This window comes from Variovorax brevis (assembly GCF_030317105.1).
GTDB lineage: Bacteria > Pseudomonadota > Gammaproteobacteria > Burkholderiales > Burkholderiaceae_C > Variovorax > Variovorax brevis.
In genome coordinates this window covers 747,600-764,942 of sequence record NZ_JASZYG010000004.1, presented here as the reverse complement: position 1 = coordinate 764,942, position 17,343 = coordinate 747,600, and the positions used below count along the sequence as shown (strand labels likewise).

The window sequence follows — 17,343 nt, the reverse complement described above, 5'->3', positions numbered from 1 at the left end:
AAATCCCTGCGGAGACCTCCATGCGCGACCTCGACCTGACCACCTTGCGGATGTACGTGAGCGTCTGCGAGCTACGCAACATTGCGCGCGTAGCCGAGCTCCACAACATCGTGGCGTCGGCGATCAGCAAGCGCCTTCTGCTCCTCGAGGAGACGGTCGGCAACAAGCTCATCGAGCGGCATCGCCGCGGCGTCGTTCCCACCCCGGCGGGAGAGATCCTGCTCGAACACGCACGCGCCATGCTGGCCAGCGCGGACCGCGTGGCGCGCGACATGGCCGCCTATGGCACCGGCATCAAGGGACAAGTGAGGGTGCTCGCCACGGTATCGTCCATTGCCGAATTCCTGCCGGACGACATCGCCGACTTCTTGCAGCAGCCGGCGCATCGCGACATCCGTATCGACATCGAAGAAGCCCAGAGCCGCGATCTTGTTCGAGGACTGTGGGAGGGCATTGCACCGCTGGGCGTCTGTTGGGACGCCGCCGATCTCGATGGATTCGAGACGCGCCCCTACCGAAGCGACAACCTGGCCATCATTGCCCATCCGAAGCATCCAATTGCCCGCTTGAAGCGCTGCGCCTTCGAGCAGACGCTGGAGTTCGACCACGTCGGACTGCCCGCTTCGACAGCGGTCCACACCATGCTGGGACGTGCTGCCGCGATCATCGGCAAGCCCATCAACTATCGCGCGGTGGTCAGCACATTTGATGCGTCGCTGCGATGTGTTCGCGCGAACCTCGGCATTGCCGTGGTACCGAGCGAAGTGGCACTTCCAGTCGCGGGAAGTTTCGGAATCAAGGTGCTGCCACTCTCGGACAAGTGGGCACAGCGAAGGTTCGCGCTCTGCTTCCAGGACGAGAAGAGGCTGTCACCGGCGGCCCGATTGCTGGTAGTCCATCTTGAAGGTCTTTCAAATGCGCAGCGAACGCTTGGCAAGGCCAGCGCAGCATGAGATCACACAAATGCACGGGGAGACATCATCTGCGGGCTTCGTTTCAGGATTGGCGATCCCTCAGACTTTTGCCAATGTTCGCCGGTTGATAGTGGTCATGACATGGCCTGGTTGTCTGCAGTGATGTTCGTGTTGTGCGCGGAGCGGATGCACCAGCGGCCCGGCGCTTCACGCAGCACCAGCCACGAGAACACGCCTTGCCGCGGTTGGCGCGGCGTGCCGTCCAGCTCATGGTCGTTGTGCAGGTGCCATCGAACGTGAGCCAGGGCGGCGTCGCCGCTGATGTGCTGCACGCCGACTTCCATCGGCGCGAACACGCTGCCCTTCAGTTGCCGGAGGTGGCGCTGGACGTGTTCGGCCTCGATTTGCGCACGTCCGTGCCAGTGGCTGCCGCGCACGTTCACGAAATCCGCGTCTTCGAAAAACAGTCTTGCCGCCGCCGACATGTCGCCGGCGTTCCACGCCAGTTCCCATTGCCTGACCAACTCGCGGATGGCTTGCTCGTCGTTGGCGTCCATGGTGCTTCTTCTCCTCGCGCGGGTAGTCACTGTGTCTTCAGGCCGATGCGGCGCACCACCGGTTGCCACGACTGCTGCTCGGCACGGATGAACGCCTGTGCCTGAACCGGCGACATGGGTCGCGCGACCGCGCCCAGGGTCTCGAAACTGCGCAGCAGCGCCGGTTGGGCCAACGCCACGCTCAGGTCGTCGCTGATTCTTTGAATCAGTTGAGGCGGTGTGGCGCCCGGTGCCACCAGTGCAATCCACGCGACCGCAGTGAAACCTGGAATGGTCTCGGCCACGGTCGGCACGTCGGGAAAGGCTGGCAGCCGGTTGGCCGAGGCAACCGCCAGCGCCTTCACGCTGCCAGCCTGCACCGCTGCGGCCATGGCGCCAGCGCTTTCGACGATCATCGACACGCGCCCGCCCAACAAGTCCTGAAGGCCGGCGGCGAAGCCCGCATAGGGAACGAAGGTCATTGGCGCACCGGCCTTGTCGCGCCACATCTCGGCCGCCAGATGAGGGAGCGAGCCGCGATTGTTCGCCGCGTAAAAAAGCCCGTCCGGACGGCTGCGCGCCAACGCCACCAGATCCGACAGCGATGCGACCCCAAGCGATGGCGCCACCGCAATCATCATGGGTGTCTGGGCCACCAGGCCGATGGGCGTGAAATCGCGCTCCAGGTCCAAGGGCAGCTTGTCGTGCATCTCCGGCAGGATGACGTAGGTGGTGATGGTGGGAACGTACAGCGTATAGCCGTCGGGTTCGGCACCGGCTGCCGCTTGCGCCGCTATCAACCCGCCGCCACCCGGCTGGTTCACGACAAAGACGGCCTGCTTCCAGCGCTGCTCCAGGTGCGACGCCACGGTGCGGGCCAGCACGTCGGGGCCGCTTCCGGCAGCGCCTTGCACGATCAGCTTGACCGGCTTGTCGGGCCAGCTTGCCGCTCCGGCAATGCCTTGGCATATCGCGCACAGGAGCGCCGTGCACACCAACCGCTTCAGACGCTTGAGATTCATGGCGACAACTCCACGGCTTGCAGACAAGCCATGCGCAGAGGATAGTGGGCGCACCGATAGCCAGCCAGTTCTTGTTTGCGATGCTGGCATAGCCGTTGATGAATGGGGCCCGCATGGACTGGATCGACCGTATTGGCCGCCGCGTCAAGCTGCGGGACCTTCACATCCTGCTGACGCTGGCGCAGGCAGGCTCGATGGGACGCGCCGCGACGGCGCTGTCGATCTCCCAGCCTGTCATCTCGAAGGCCATCGCCGAGTTGGAGTCGACGCTCGGCGCACGTCTTTTCGACAGGACTGGCCAGGGCGTTGTGCCCACGGACTATGGTCGCGCAATGATCCATTGCGGCCGCGCAGTGTTCGACGAATTGCAGCAAGGCGTGAAGGCGATCGAGTTTCTCGGCGATCCGGCGTCAGGCCACCTGCACATCGGCTGCACGGAGTTCGGCGCGATCGGACTGGTCCCGTTGGTGATCGAGCGATTGGGGCTGCAGCATCCCCGCATGCAGTTTCATGTGACGACCGCGGACCCGATTTCGCTGACGGCCGTGGACCTGCCACAGCGCAACATCGAGCTTGCGATGAGCGCAATTCCAGCAGAACTGCCGCCCGACATCGAAGCCGAGCCCCTGTTCGAGGACCGGCACGTCATCGTGGCGGGCAGCCAGAGCCCGTGGGCTCGCCGGCGCAAGCTGCGGCTGGAGGATTTACAAGATGCACTCTGGGTGCTTCCGCCGCCGGACAGTCCGGGGCGCCGCTATGTCGACGAGGCATTCGCGGCGCGCGGGCTCGTGCCGCCCGTCGCACAGGTGTCGACCTTTTCGATGCCCTTGTGCCATCAGCTACTGGCCAGCGGCCACTACGTCGCAATCCTCCCGCGCGAAGCATCCCGCCTCGCCCGGCACTTGCCAATCAAGACCTTGAACGTTGACGTTCCGGGACTCCGACGTTCGATTGGCATGCTGACGCTGAAGAACCGGACGCTGAGTCCTGTTGCCCGCCTGTTCATGGAAGCCGCAAGGCTGACGGCCAAGTCGCTTTCGCTGGGCGTGTCCGATGTTGGCGCCAACGCATAGCGCTGAGTGACAGTTTGAGCGAGGGCGTCCGCTGGCAATCGAATGCGAGCGGGCCAGACCGGCGCCTTCGGCGCTCACTCGTTCGGCACCAATCCTTTCTGGTCTTTTACTTTGTGAGGCCAGGCGCGAGCGACAAGGCGGAATGCAGCGTGCGCGACGATGCGCGCGGCACATTCAACCAAACCCTGGTCTGCAACGGAACACGAGCTTGCCGACATCTGCCGAGCATCGAGACGCGCCTCGCGGGCATGACTGCTGATTGCTGGCCTCTTGGCCGAAGCAACGTCCTGAATTGGACAGGGCAACTCCGGCTTATCGATGCTTTCAGGGGCGAGGGCGCCTTTGCAGCGTATGCCGTCCTTTCCGTCGGCCCGGCAAACTCACGCTGTGACACCGGCTCCGGCCATCCCGGTGGTCCAAAGCTCTCGACGACGGCGACCGGTTTCAGAGGCTTGCTGACCTGGGGAAGGTCAAAGACCCATCCGAATCGCCGCTGGCGAATGGCCGAACCTCAACCGGTGCGAAGCGTTTGATGACCCAAGCGCCTGGAAACCTCGACGCCACATGCTTTTGCTGCCCTTGCCTGCAAGCCCGTCCAGTCCGTATCGAAAGATCGCGAGCGGCCCATGAGCGTGACGCCCAGGACGATGTTTCCCGAATAGTCGAAGACAGGCGCAGCAAAAGAGCTGACGCCCGGTGTCGGGTTGTTGATGGAGCGAGACACGCCGTGTTTGCGGACCTCATTCAACATGCCCTGGAAATCGCCGCGCTCGATGGGCGTGGCAATGTCCGGCCCGAGTCGACGCTCGTCCTCGAGCAGCGATTCCTCGATCAACTTGGGGGGCAGATAGGCGGCGAAAAGGCGGCCCGTAGCTGTGCCCGCCAACGACATCACGGTGCCCGTGCGGATGTTGGTGTGCAGCGGGTAGATCGCGTCGAAGAGATACACGATCGTCGGACCTTGATTGCCCCAGACCGATAGCGCAACGCTGTGACCGGTCTCCCTTGCCAACGCTTCCGCGAAGGGCGTGGCCTCGCGAACGGGATTGAGCATCCTGAGCGTGACCAGGCCCAGTTGCATGGCGGTCGGCCCGAGCCAGTAGTAGCCCGTCGAAGCCTCCTGCGTCACCAACCCCAGCTTGGCGAAGCTCACCAGGTAGGGGTGGGCTTTCCCCGGCGCCATGTCGGCGGCCTTGGCGAGTTCCCTTAGCGGCATGGGGCGACCTTGGGCCCCCAGCGCAAGCAGCAATTGCCCTCCAGCCTCAATGGACTGGATACCCCTGCGTTCCTTCTCGGAACCCGATTCATTGCCTTCGTTTTCAAGTTCGGCCATACGTGTCTCCTAACAATTAGATTCTAACAACTTCATTAGCCTAGGGTAAACCATTAGTATAGGATAGATGCGTTAGCGAGATACTAACGCCATCGGGTCCACACCGCGGCCCATATCAAGGAGTACCGGTTAATGAATACGCAGGAAACGGAGTACGACGTTCTGGTGGTTGGCACGGGCGCGTCCGGCATGTCGGCGGCGGTCACCGCGGCCTACCAGGGCCTCAAGGTGCTGGTCGTCGACAAGGCGCCGGTCTACGGTGGCACCACCGCACGCTCAGGTGGCTGGCTGTGGATCCCCGGCACCAAGCTCGCTAAAGAGCAGGGCATCGACGAAGCCCCTGGCGCCGCCCGCGCTTATCTGCAGCACGAGGCCACCACCCATTTCGACGCCGCGCGCGTCGACGCCTTCATCGAGAACGGACCGAAGGCCTTCGACTTCTTCACCGGGAACACCTGCGTGCAGTTCGACATGCCGCCGGTGTTTCCCGACTACCACGCCGAAGCGCCGGGCGGCCAGCCGGGCGGCCGGTCCATGGTGACCCGGCCGTTCGACGGGCGGGAACTGGGCAGCCGCATCGACAAGCTGGCGCCGCCTGTGCCAGAGCTGACCGTGTTCGGCATGATGCTCGGCTCCGGCAAGGAGCTGTGGCACTTCCTGCGTGCCTTCAAGTCATTCGAGTCCTTCTGGTACGTCGCGAAGCGCTTCGGCGGACACCTGCTCGATGTCGTGCGCTACGGCCGCGGGATGACGCTGACCAACGGCAACGCGCTGGCTGGCCGCCTTGCCAAGGCCGCGATGGACCTCAACGTGCCGGTGCGGCTGAACTCCACAGTGAAGTCGCTCATCGTGGAAGGTGATGCCGTCGTTGGAGCGACCGTCATGCAGGACGGCAAGCCCCTCGAAATCCGCGTGCGCCGTGGCGTGGTCCTGGCGTGCGGTGGCTTCCCCTATGACGTGGAGCGTCGCAAGCAACTGTTCCCCCATGCGCCGACCGGCCACGAACACTTCACGCCATCGCCGGCACTGAACACCGGAGACGGCTTGCGCCTGGGTGAATCCGTGGGCGGCTGGGTCGACCCCACGATTCCCAACGCCGCTGCCTGGTGCCCGACCTCGGTGACGAAGCGCAAGGACGGCTCCGAGGGCGTCATGCCTCACTTCATCGACCGTGCCAAGCCGGGCGCGATCGCGGTCACGCCCAAGGGCCGCCGCTTCACGAACGAGGCGCTGTCGTATCACGATTTCATTCAGGACCTGGTGAAGGCCTGCAAGGGCTTGCCTGAAGTCACTTGCTGGCTCATTTGCGACCACAAGCATCTGCGCGAGTACGGGCTTGGGGCAGTGGCTCCTTTCCCGTTGCCCATCGGCAAGCATCTGAAAAGCGGTTATCTCAAGAAGGGCAACAGCCTTCAGGAGCTGGCCAAGACGATCGGCGTGCCCTATGTGGCGCTGAAAGAGGAGGTCGAATCCTTCAATCGTGACGCAGCCAAGGGTATCGACACGAAGTTCGGCAAAGGCAGCACGGCCTACAACCGCTTCCAGGGCGATTCACTGGTGACGCCGAACCCCTGCATGGCGCCCGTTCATCAGGGTCCCTTCTACGCAATCAAGATCGTTGTCGGTGAGATCGGCACCTTCGCCGGTCTCCTGACCGACGACTCTTGCCAGGTCCTCACGCAGGCTCGGCAACCGGTCAAGGGTCTCTATGCCGTCGGCAACGACGCCGCCAGCATCATGGGTGGCAACTATCCCGGGGCCGGCATCACGCTCGGCCCGGCGCTGACCTTCGGCTACGTCGTCGGCAACGCGCTTGCCAACCAGGCGAAGCAACCCGCGGCCGCTGATGTCGTTCAGTTCGCTGTTCCACGCCAGCGTGTTCACGCGGCCTGAATCCCCCAAATCAACGAGACCAGACAAATGGAAATCACTGAACTGATGGCGCCTCAAGTCTTGGGCGGACGCATCGCGCTGGTGACCGGCGCGGGGCAGGGCAATGGCAAGGCTATTGCCAAGGGCCTGGCCAAAGCGGGCGCCCAAGTCGTCGTGACGGACTTGAACGATGAAAACGCCAAGGCAGTCGCCGCCGAGATCAACGCTGCGGGCGGAAAAGCCGTCGCCTACAAGCTGGACGTGACCTCGCAAGATGCATGTCAGGCACTGGCACACACCGTGGCCAACGAAGTCGGAAACATCGACATCCTGGTGAACAACGCCGGCATCATCATTCGCGAAGGCCTGGACAGCCCCAAGGTTGCCTCGAACCTGGAGCGCACGCTGAACGTGAACGTGATGGGTACCTTCCTTCCGACGCATGCCTGGCTGGATGCGCTGAAAGAAACCAGGGGCGTGATCATCAATGTGGGCTCCATCGCCTCGAGCACCGGAATCCCCAATGTCGTGGGCTACTCCCCGTCCAAGGGCGCGGTCAAGCTCATGACGCAAGCGCTCGCTGTGGAACTGGCGAAGGATGGCATCCGCGTCAACGCGATTGCGCCAGGTGTCATCGAGACGCCGATGACCTCCTACACGCGGGAAGCGCCGGACCGCCTCGACAAGTTCATGTTGCGCACGCCGATGCAGCGCGTCGGCCAACCCGAAGAACTGGTCGGCCCTGTGGTGTTCCTGGCCTCGAGCATGGCCAGCTACGTCACAGGCGTAACCCTCCCGATCGACGGCGGCTTCCTTGCCTCCTGACCACCAACGTTCATTCCCTTCCCAGTCGAAACCCTGAACTCGCTGAGTTCTTAAAGAAAGAGAGACAGCCATGAGCATTCCTACGTTCATCAAGCGGGCAGTCCTGACTGCAAGCATCGTTGCAGCTGCTGCTGCGAGTGCCCAGGACATCAAGTTGGGCTACAACGGCGACCTTTCTGCATCGCCATCTGCGCAGAGTGGCCAGGCAGCCGTACTGGGCATGGAGGCGGCGATTGCCGACATCAATGCGGCCGGTGGCGTCCTTGGCAAGAAGCTGTCGCTCACCACCCGGGACGACACTTCGGCGCCCCCGAAGTCGATCCAGAACATGAGCGAGTTGATCGATAGCGAGAAAGTCGCGGCAGTGTTCGGGCCTACGAACTCCGGCAACGCGATGGCCTGGAAGCACATCGCCAACCAGAAGAAGATTCCGGTCATCGGCAACGTGGGTTCGGGCACTGACATCACCAAGCCCATGAGCCCGGGCGCCGACAACTACATGTTCCGTGTCTCGATGGTGGACCGCGAGCAGGTCGCCGCGCTCATGGCCTACGTCAAGAAGAATTCGGACAAGTCCAAGGTCGTGGGCTTGATGGCCGAGACCACGGGCTACGGCCAAGGGGGCCTGAAGGACATGGAAGAACTCGCCAAGGTGCAGGACATCAAGATCGCGGCGACCGAGCGTTTCGGTGTCGGTGATACGGACATGACCTCCCAGCTGAGCAAGCTGAAGTCCGCGGGCGTCGACACCGTGGTGGTGTGGGCACAGGGAACCCCGATCGCCCAACTGGTTCGCAGCATGGAAAAGATCAACTACTTCCCGTTGGTCCTGACTTCGTGGGCGGCAGACAACATCACCTTCTACGACGCGGCAGGCAAGACCTTGGCAGAGAAGCCCATCTTCATGCGCACGGTCAGCGAGACCCGTACGCCCGCGCAGCAGAAGCTGTTCGATCGCGTCGGCCCCAAGCTCAAGGCGCCAGGCTCGTTCTCCTTTGCGCTGCATGGCTACGACTCGGTCCTGATCTATGCCGCCGCAGTGAAGCAAGCCAACAGCTTTGATGGACCGGCCGTTCGCCTCGCGCTGGAAGATCTGAAGACCCCTGTCCCGGGCGTGCTCAAGACCTATGACAAGCCATTCAGCAAGACCAATCACGAAGCCCTGATGGCCAAGGACCTGGTGTGGATTCGCTGGAAGGACGGCAAGCTGCTGCCGTACACAGACCCGATCGTCGGCGCATTGGCAACCGCTGACTTCAAGCAGTAACGCACCACGCGTATCCGGGCTGCATCCCGCAGCCCGGTCAACATCCCGGAGGTATCTATGACAGAGGCGCTCTTGCAAGCGATTCTCAGTGGCTTGGCCGTGGGCGGTGCCTACGCGCTGGTCGCCCTGGGTTTCAGCATCACATTCACCACAACCAAGACACTGAACTTCTCTCACGGAGAGTTCGTGTCGGCAGGCGCATTCATCGGCATGAGCGCGCTCTTCCTGGTCATTGGCGTTCCCGTGACCTCGACCACATTCGGCCAGGCACTTCCCGGCGCAGGCGCCCAGTTGCTGGCCCTTGCGGCGGCACTCGGGGTCATGGGCCTTCTCGGATGGCTGCTCTATGCGATTGGTGTGCGGCCCTTTGCGGGGCGACCCGGCATGGCCTGGGTCATGAGCACCCTGGGCTTCGGCGTCATCCTGCAGAGCATCGGCCTGGCCATCTGGGGACCCAAGCCCGTGGTGGTGCCTGGGCCGGTGGGCGATGAGGTGATCCGGCTGCTCGGTGTCGGCGTGCGTCCGCAGGAGCTCCTGACGTTGGCCGTCGCCGTCGTCATCATGATCGGCTTCGACTTCGTCATGAACAAGACGATGGTGGGCAAGGCCATGCGCGCCGTCGCAGCCAACGGCAACGTCGCGAGCCTCATGGGCATCAACACGAACGCGGTGATGATCGGCGCCTTCGTGATCAGTTCGGCTCTCGCCGGTCTCTCCGGCTTCCTTCTCGCGCCGATCGCACAAGCCTCGCTTTTCATGGGCCTGACGGTCGGCCTCAAAGGCTTCTCCGGCGCCATGATCGGCGGCCTGAGCAATCCCCGCGGCTGCGTCATTGGCGGCTTCGTCCTCGGTGTCTTCGAATCGCTGGTCAACCTGTGGCAGGCCCAGTGGCGCGAGGTGGCCGTCTTCGGACTGGTGATCCTGGTCCTCGCGTTCCGTCCGACCGGACTGTTCGGCAAGAAACTGGTGGAGAAGGTATGAAGCGCAGTCAACATCTCGTGGGCGTCGTGCTCGCCGCCGCCGCCCTGATCGGCATCACGTCCCTGTTCGGAAACGACTACTACCTGCGCATCGTCTTCATGATGTGCGTCTACTACCTCTGCGCTGCCGGCATGAACGTGCTGGTGGGCTACGCCGGACAGAAGTCGCTGGGCCAGGCAGGTCTCTTCGCTGCAGGCGCCTATGCGGTGGCGCTGCTGACGACGCGGACAGAAATGAACCCATGGCTCGCACTGGTGGCTGCGGCCGGCATCTCCGCGGTTTGTGGTGTCCTCATCGCCTTGCCGTCACTGAGAGTGAAGGGGCCTTACCTCGCCATGGTGACGCTGGCATTCGGCATCGTCGTGGAAAAGCTCGTGGGCGAGTGGACCGATGTGTTCGGTGGTGCACAAGGGATCTACGGCATCAAGGCCTTGACCTGGAATGACCAACCCCTCACGACGGAGCAGTGGGTCTGGTTTGCCATCGCCCTCTGTGCTGTCACGCATCTCTTGCTGCGCAATCTGTTGCAGGGCCGCTTCGGCCGGGCATTGCAGTCGTTGCAGGCGGACGAGATTGCCTCGTCCTCGGTCGGTGTTCGCGTCTACCGCGCCAAGGTCATCGCTTTCGTCGTGGCGGCAGTCACCTGCGGCATCGCGGGTGCACTGGTGGCGCAACAGAACCAGTACATCAACTCCGACTTCATCACCTTCCACCTGTCGATCTTCATTCTCCTGCTGGTGCTTTTCGGCGGCGCTGGTTCGCAGTACGGCCCGCTGGTTGGCACCGTGGTTCTTACCGCAATTGATGCAGCTCTGGCACGCTGGCCCTCCGCGCAGCATTTCCTGTATGGCTTCCTGCTGCTGTTCGCCCTGTATGTCATGCCGGGTGGTGTGACGGGGCTGCTGTCGACCTGGTTCCGGCGATCGGCCAAAGCGCCTGAAGCGTCGAACGCTGCAGCGGCGCCCACACGCATCGGCCCCGAAGCCACGGGTGAACTGCTGGTCGTCAAGGGCGTCACCAAGAACTTCGGCGGCGTCAAGCCGGCCCAGGACGTCTCGTTCAGGCTTCAGCGCGGCCACATCCACGCGTTGATCGGACCGAACGGGGCAGGGAAGAGCACGATGATCAACATGCTGACGGGTCTGATCGATCCGACAGAGGGCTCGATCCAGTTTCTCGGCCAGGAAGTGTCTGGGAAGCCGGTGCACTCGATCTGTTGCATGGGCATGGGGCGGACGTTCCAGAACCTGCGACTCTTCGCTGACCTGTCGGTGCTGGACAACGTCATGCTTGGCCGCCACAGCCGGATGACAAATGGCTTCTTCGCGTCGTTGCTCGCGCTGCCCGGAGCTCGAAAGCAGGAAGCGGCAACACGTGCCCGCGCCCTTCAACTGCTGGACCTGGTGGACTTGTTGCATCTGGCGCACCATCCGGCAGGCAGCCTCCCCTACGGCCTGCAACGCCGCGTTGAACTGGCACGTGCACTGGCGACCGAGCCCCAACTGCTTTTGCTCGATGAGCCCGCAGCCGGCCTGAACCCCCACGAGACCGCCGAACTCGGTCAACTGCTGGTGCGCATTGGCAAGTGCGGTGTGAGCATCCTGATGGTCGAGCATCACATGGACCTCGTGATGTCCATCTCGGATCACGTGATCGTGCTGGACTACGGCATCAAGATCGCCGAGGGCAAGCCCGCCGAAGTGCAGGCCAACCCCCGTGTTGTCGAAGCCTATCTGGGCGTCGACGAGCCTGAAGAACAAGCGCTTTGCGCAGCCTGAACCGGAGAGCCAATATGCTGAAACTCGAATCAGTCAAGGTCGCGTACGGTGCGATCGAAGCCGTCAAGGGCGTGAGCCTGGAAGTCCGGCAGGGCGAGGTGGTCACGATCATCGGTGCCAACGGTGCCGGCAAGAGCACCTTGCTCAAGAGCATCTGCGGCCTGGAGCCAGTTGCTGCGGGCACCATCAAGCTGGATGGCAAGGACATCACGAAGGTCAAGGCGCATGAGCGCGTAGGGCTTGGCGTCGCGATGTCGCCGGAAGGCCGGGGCGTTTTCGCCGACCAGACGGTCCGCGAGAACCTGATGCTCGGTGCGTATTCGCGCAAGAAGGATCCAGCGGCAACGGAAGCTGCGATCGAGCGCGAGTTCAAGCGGTTCCCGCGCCTGCGGGAGCGTCAGAACCAGTTGTCCGGAACCATGTCGGGTGGCGAACAGCAGATGCTGGCGATCTCACGGGCGCTGATGAGCGACCCCCGCTTGCTGCTGCTCGATGAACCTTCGCTTGGCCTCGCGCCCTTGATCATCAAGGACATCTTCAACGCGATCCGACAGCTGCGCGAGTCCGGGCTGACCATCCTGCTCGTCGAGCAAATGGCCAAGCAGGCGCTTGGCGTGGCCGATCGTGCCTACGTACTCGAAACAGGCCACATCACGGCGGAGGGCACCGGTCGCGCGCTCCTCAACGATCCCAAGGTCAAAGCGGCCTACCTCGGTACCCATTGAACATTTCACGTCCACACAAGGAGTTCCCCATGAGCCAAACCAAGAAATTCGCCAGCCACGCTGACGTCGAAGAGAAGCAAGTCACTTTCAGCCAGATCTCGGAGCACGCCTGGGCCTACACAGCCGAGGGCGATCCGAACACCGGCATCATCATCGGCGACGACGCCGTGCTCGTGGCCGACACGCAGGCCACGCCCGCCATGGCAGCGGACGTGATACGCCGCATCCGCGAGGTGACCGACAAGCCCATCAAGTACGTCGTGCTGACCCACTACCACGCCGTACGCGTGCTCGGTGCCAGTGCCTATGGAGCTGAACACATCCTGGCCAGCCATGACACATATGACCTCATCGTCGAACGTGGCGAGCAGGACAAGGCCAGCGAGATCGGCCGCTTTCCGCGCCTGTTCGCGGGCGTCGAGACCGTGCCACCCGGCATGACCTGGCCAACCATGACCTTCACCGGCAAGATGACGCTCTGGCTCGGCAAGCTTGAAGTCCAGCTCCTCCAGCTGGGCCGCGGCCACACCAAGGGTGACACGGTGGTCTGGCTGCCCGGCGAAGGCGCATTGCTGTCGGGCGACCTGGTCGAATTCGGCGCCACGCCGTATGCCGGCGATGCGTACTTCAAGGACTGGCCGCAAACGCTGAACAACCTCGCTGCGCTGAAGCCCAAGGCCCTGGTGCCCGGCCGCGGTGCCGCTCTGACCACACCCGAAGACGTGGCGAAGGGCCTGACGGAAACGCGCGACTTCATTTCCGACGTCTATGCCAACGTGCAGGAAGGTGTGTCCGCCGGGAAGGATCTGAACACGATCTACAAGGACACCTTTGCGGCGCTGAAGCCCAAGTATGGCCACTGGGTGATCTTCGACCACTGCATGCCCTTCGACGTCACGCGTTGCTACGACGAAGCAACGAAGTACGTCGACCCGCGCATCTGGACTGCAGAGCGCGATGTCGAAATGTGGAAGACGCTCGAGAGCTGATCCTCGATCTGTAGAACCCGCGCGGGGCGATCCGCTGCGCTGCAGGGCGATCGGCTCAGCGTGCGAATGGACCTGGACCCCGCGATCTCTTCGCACAGCAAATGAAAAGTGGCCTCGCCGGCCGCGGGGATGTGCTCATCCCAAAGGAAGTACAGCTCGTGACGAGCTTGGCCGCTTGAACACAACGATCTTCGGAAGGACACCATGACGAATGCATCCGCCGCTGAACTGCGCTATCAAGGCGGCTTCGGCAACGAGTACGCAACCGAGGCCGTCGCCGGCGCGCTGCCGCAAGGCGGCAACAGTCCGCAGCGTGCGCCCTTCGACCTGTATCCGGAACTGATCTCCGGCACCGCCTTCACGGCGCCGCGCCACGAGAACCGCCGTACATGGATGTACCGCCGCCAGCCCTCCGTGGTCTCCGGGCGCTACAAGCCCTATGCGCAAGTGCAATGGAAAACAGGTGCCGATCGCGAGATCGTGCTGCCACCCGAGCCGCTTCGTTGGGCGCCAATTCCACTGGACAACGCTGACGTGGATTTCATTGATGGGGTTCACACCTTGGCTGCCAACGGCGACACCGAGGCGCAAGCAGGCATCGCCGCGCACGTCTACCTCGCAAGCCGCTCGATGACGCGCCGCGCCTTCGTCAATGCCGACGGCGAAATGCTTTTCGTGCCGCAACAGGGTCGGCTGGTCATCACCACAGAAATGGGCGTGCTCGACGTCAAGCCTGGGGAGATCGCGCTGGTGCCGCGTGGCATCGTGTTCAAGGTCGCGTTGCCCGATGGCCCTTCGCGCGGCTACCTGTGCGAGAACTACGGCGCGCAGTTTCGGCTGCCCGAGTTGGGCCCCATCGGCTCGAACGGCCTCGCGAACGCACGTGACTTTCAAGCCCCGGTCGCCGCCTTCGAGGATGCAAGCATTGGCTACGACCTCGTCAAGAAATCAGGCGGACGCTTCTGGTCGGCCCCAACGAAGCAATCGCCATTCAACGTGGTCGCGTGGCACGGCAACCTCTCGCCGGTGAAGTACGACACGGCAAACTTCATGACCATCGGGTCGATCAGTTTCGACCACCCCGATCCGTCGATCTTCACCGTGCTCACCTCGCCGAGCGACACGCCCGGCACGGCCAATTGCGACTTCGTCATCTTCCCACCACGCTGGCTGGTGATGGAAGACACCTTCCGCCCGCCCTGGTACCACCGCAACCTCATGAGTGAGTTCATGGGCCTGGTCTACGGCGAATACGACGCCAAGCCGGGCGGCTTCAAGCCCGGTGGCGCGAGCCTGCACAACTGCATGGTGCCGCACGGCCCCGACGAGGAAGCCTTCGACAAGGCGAGCCACGCCGACCTCAAGCCGCAGAAGCTCGACAACACGCTGGCCTTCATGTTCGAAAGCCGCTATCGATTCATTCCGACCGGGTTCGCGATGCAGAGCCCCTCGCTCGACCAAAGTTACGCCGACTGCTGGGCCGGCCTCAACGACCAATTCAAGCCATGAACTACACCCTCGACGCCACCCATGACCCAAAGCTGCGCAGTTGGGTCACTTCAGCCAATGAAGCGGGCTGCGACTTTCCGATTCAGAACCTTCCATTCGGCCGCTTCAGCGTTGGGCCGGATACCGCGCCACGCATCGGTGTTGCCATCGGCGATCGCATCCTCGATCTGCGCAAGGCGGGATTGATCGACACGGACGACCTCAACGCGTTGATGGCCGCAACCCCCGAGAAAAGATCCGCGCTGCGCTCATTGATTTCACGTGGCTTGGTCGAAGGCAGTGCGAGCCAATCGGAATGGGAGGCCGCGCTGGTCAGCCAGTCGGCAGCCACGATGCATGTCCCCTGCCGCATTGGCGACTACACGGACTTCTATACGAGCGTCCACCACGCGACCACCGTCGGCAAGCAATTTCGCCCCGAGAACCCGCTGCTTCCAAACTACAAATGGGTGCCGATTGGCTATCACGGGCGCGCCTCATCGATCGGCGTCAGCGGCGAGTCCTTCACTCGCCCGCAAGGGCAGACAAAGGCGCCTGACGCCGAGGCTCCCAGTTTCGGGCCTTCCAAGCGCCTCGACTACGAGCTTGAGCTCGGATGGTTCGTTGGTCAGGGAAATGATCGAGGAAAGCCGATCGATATGGGTGCGGCGGATGCCCACTTGTTCGGTGTGACCTTGTTCAACGACTGGTCGGCGCGCGACATCCAGGGGTGGGAATACCAGCCGCTCGGGCCCTTCCTGTCGAAGAATTTCGCGAGCACGGTTTCTCCTTGGCTGGTGACGACCGAGGCGCTGGCTCCGTTTCGCGTGGCCTTCGAGCGCCCGGCGGGCGATCCGCAGCCACTCCCGTACCTCGACTCGAAGGCCAACCGTGCAAAGGGGGCGTTCTCCATCGAACTGGAAGTGCTGCTGCAGACAGCCAGGATGCGCGAAGCCGGTGAGGCACCTGCGCGGCTGTCGCGGACCAACAGCAACCGGGCGGCCTACTGGACACCGGCGCAGCTCATCGCCCACCACACGGTCAACGGATGCAACCTGCAGTCAGGTGACCTGCTTGGATCTGGCACCTTGTCTGGCCCCGATGCCAACGAGGCCGGCTCGCTGATGGAACTCACCAACGGCGGCAAGCAGCCGATCGAACTTCCAAATGGTGAGACGCGGACGTTTTTGGAGGATGGTGACTCGCTCATCATGCGCGGATGGTGCGAACGCGACGGGGCTGTTCGCATCGGGTTGGGCGAAGTGGTCGGCACGGTCGAAGCGAAGTGAAGAAGGTGGCCATGAACGCGAGCGCGGCTTTCCCCGGCGGAGTAAATGCATCCATGGCCAATCACTCCCTTGATTCGGGAACGCTCTGGCTGCTCAGCCTTTGTGCCTTTGCGAGCATGGCATCCATGCGGATCTGCGATGCCATGCTTCCCTCGCTGGCAACAGAGTTCATGGCGACGACGGGACAGGCCGCTCGTGCAATCTCGGGCTTCGCTGTGGCATATGGTGTCCTTCAGCTCTTCTACGGGCCGTTGGGGGATCGCATCGGCAAGGCACGCGTGGTCGGCTTTGCAACACTGGCGTGCACGTTCGGAAGCGTGGCGGCAGCCCTGTCGCCCAGCCTGGATTGGCTGATCGCCAGCCGCGTTTTGACCGGGATGGCAGCCGCCGGAATCATTCCGCTCACGATGGCGTGGATTGGCGACAGCGTTTCCTACGATGCTCGCCAGGAGGTCCTGGCCAGGCTCCTCGGCGCTACGGTCTTCGGGATGATCTGCGGCCAGTGGTTCGGTGGACTCATCTCCGAGTTGTTCGGCTGGCGATCAGCCTTCGCCGTTCTTTCAGTGATCTTCCTGATCACTGGATCCATGCTGACAAAAAAGGCGCTTGGACTTTCGCGTTCCACAAGTGCGGCTTCCGGGAGCATTGGACGCCGCGTGCTGGAAGTCCTTTCAAGACCGTGGGCAAGATTGGTTCTGGTCATCGCGTGCATCGAAGGGGCGTTGGCGTTCAGCGCACTTGCCTTCATCCCCTTTCACCTGCACGCGACTTTCCATCTCACGATGCCTGAAGCGGGTGCCATCGTCGCCCTCTACGGCGCTGGTGGACTCCTGTATAGCCGGTTCGCCCGCGCATTGGTGCATCGCCTCGGGGAGCCAGGGCTGGCGAAGCTGGGAGGAACGTGCATGGGAGTCGCGTTTGCAACGATCGCGTTCGCACCGTCCTGGCCTTTTGCGCTGCCGGCCTGCCTGGTCGGGGGGTTCGGCTTCTACGCACTGCACAACACCTTGCAAACCAATGCCACCCAGATGGCGCCTGCTGCGCGTGGCACGGCTGTGTCGCTCTTTGCATGCGTTCTGTTCCTGGGTCAGTCGGTGGGCATCCTGATTGCCGCCTGGATTGTTGACAGGCTTTCTTCATCCATCGTGTTCGCCACATCTGCCCTCGGCTTGCTCTTGCTCGGAGGCGCGTTTGCGATCCTGGTTGGGCGGCACCACAGGCAATCGAAGGAGGCCTGATGTCCAAGGCCGA

15 protein-coding genes are annotated in these 17,343 nt (G+C 63.0%); 12 read left to right on the top strand and 3 right to left on the bottom strand.

Annotated features, from left to right (window positions below; translation table 11 throughout):
* Positions 1–20: 20 nt before the first annotated feature.
* On the top strand, positions 21–953 hold the full coding sequence (locus tag QTI66_RS16355; protein ID WP_286560852.1) for a LysR family transcriptional regulator: 933 nt from the start codon (positions 21–23) through the stop codon (positions 951–953).
* A gap of 95 nt (positions 954–1,048) precedes the next feature.
* Here QTI66_RS16355 and QTI66_RS16350 read toward each other — a convergent pair whose 3' ends face one another.
* On the bottom strand, positions 1,049–1,471 hold the full coding sequence (locus tag QTI66_RS16350) for an SgcJ/EcaC family oxidoreductase (RefSeq protein WP_286560851.1): 423 nt from the start codon (positions 1,469–1,471) through the stop codon (positions 1,049–1,051).
* 26 nt (positions 1,472–1,497) lie between these two features.
* Positions 1,498–2,472, bottom strand: a complete 975-nt coding sequence (locus tag QTI66_RS16345; RefSeq protein WP_286560850.1) for a Bug family tripartite tricarboxylate transporter substrate binding protein — start codon at positions 2,470–2,472, stop codon at positions 1,498–1,500.
* 113 nt (positions 2,473–2,585) lie between these two features.
* Between QTI66_RS16345 and QTI66_RS16340 the strand changes: the two genes are divergently transcribed.
* A complete protein-coding gene (locus QTI66_RS16340; protein WP_286560849.1) occupies positions 2,586–3,545 on the top strand; it encodes a LysR family transcriptional regulator in 960 nt (319 codons plus the stop codon).
* 511 nt (positions 3,546–4,056) lie between these two features.
* On the opposite strand, the gene QTI66_RS16335 is transcribed toward QTI66_RS16340, so the two are convergent.
* Positions 4,057–4,878: an IclR family transcriptional regulator gene (locus QTI66_RS16335; RefSeq protein WP_286560848.1), complete on the bottom strand. Its 822-nt coding sequence runs from the start codon at positions 4,876–4,878 to the stop codon at positions 4,057–4,059.
* 132 nt (positions 4,879–5,010) lie between these two features.
* On the opposite strand from QTI66_RS16335, the gene QTI66_RS16330 reads away from it, so the two are divergent.
* The 10 genes from QTI66_RS16330 (at position 5,011) to QTI66_RS16285 (ending at position 17,330) form a co-directional block, all read left to right on the top strand.
* On the top strand, positions 5,011–6,771 hold the full coding sequence (locus QTI66_RS16330; RefSeq protein WP_286560847.1) for an FAD-dependent oxidoreductase: 1,761 nt from the start codon (positions 5,011–5,013) through the stop codon (positions 6,769–6,771).
* A gap of 27 nt (positions 6,772–6,798) precedes the next feature.
* Entirely contained in the window at positions 6,799–7,575 is a 777-nt protein-coding gene (locus tag QTI66_RS16325; protein ID WP_286560846.1) for an SDR family NAD(P)-dependent oxidoreductase, read from the top strand.
* 70 nt (positions 7,576–7,645) lie between these two features.
* Positions 7,646–8,842, top strand: a complete 1,197-nt coding sequence (locus QTI66_RS16320) for an ABC transporter substrate-binding protein (protein WP_286560845.1) — start codon at positions 7,646–7,648, stop codon at positions 8,840–8,842.
* A gap of 57 nt (positions 8,843–8,899) precedes the next feature.
* Positions 8,900–9,823, top strand: coding sequence for a branched-chain amino acid ABC transporter permease (locus QTI66_RS16315; protein WP_286560844.1), 924 nt, complete (start codon positions 8,900–8,902; stop codon positions 9,821–9,823).
* Entirely contained in the window at positions 9,820–11,601 is a 1,782-nt protein-coding gene (locus tag QTI66_RS16310) for a branched-chain amino acid ABC transporter ATP-binding protein/permease (protein WP_286560843.1), read from the top strand. The genes QTI66_RS16315 and QTI66_RS16310 overlap by 4 nt, the downstream gene beginning before the upstream one ends.
* Before the next feature lie 14 nt (positions 11,602–11,615).
* Entirely contained in the window at positions 11,616–12,326 is a 711-nt protein-coding gene (locus QTI66_RS16305) for an ABC transporter ATP-binding protein (RefSeq protein WP_286560842.1), read from the top strand.
* Between the two features lie 29 nt (positions 12,327–12,355).
* On the top strand, positions 12,356–13,315 hold the full coding sequence (locus QTI66_RS16300) for an MBL fold metallo-hydrolase (protein ID WP_286560840.1): 960 nt from the start codon (positions 12,356–12,358) through the stop codon (positions 13,313–13,315).
* A 204-nt stretch (positions 13,316–13,519) separates the two neighbouring features.
* Positions 13,520–14,824, top strand: coding sequence for a homogentisate 1,2-dioxygenase (hmgA, locus tag QTI66_RS16295; protein ID WP_286560839.1), 1,305 nt, complete (start codon positions 13,520–13,522; stop codon positions 14,822–14,824).
* On the top strand, positions 14,821–16,092 hold the full coding sequence (fahA, locus tag QTI66_RS16290; protein WP_286560838.1) for a fumarylacetoacetase: 1,272 nt from the start codon (positions 14,821–14,823) through the stop codon (positions 16,090–16,092). Before hmgA ends, fahA begins: the two co-directional genes overlap by 4 nt.
* A gap of 11 nt (positions 16,093–16,103) precedes the next feature.
* Positions 16,104–17,330: an MFS transporter gene (locus QTI66_RS16285; protein WP_286560837.1), complete on the top strand. Its 1,227-nt coding sequence runs from the start codon at positions 16,104–16,106 to the stop codon at positions 17,328–17,330.
* Positions 17,331–17,343 lie beyond the last annotated feature (13 nt).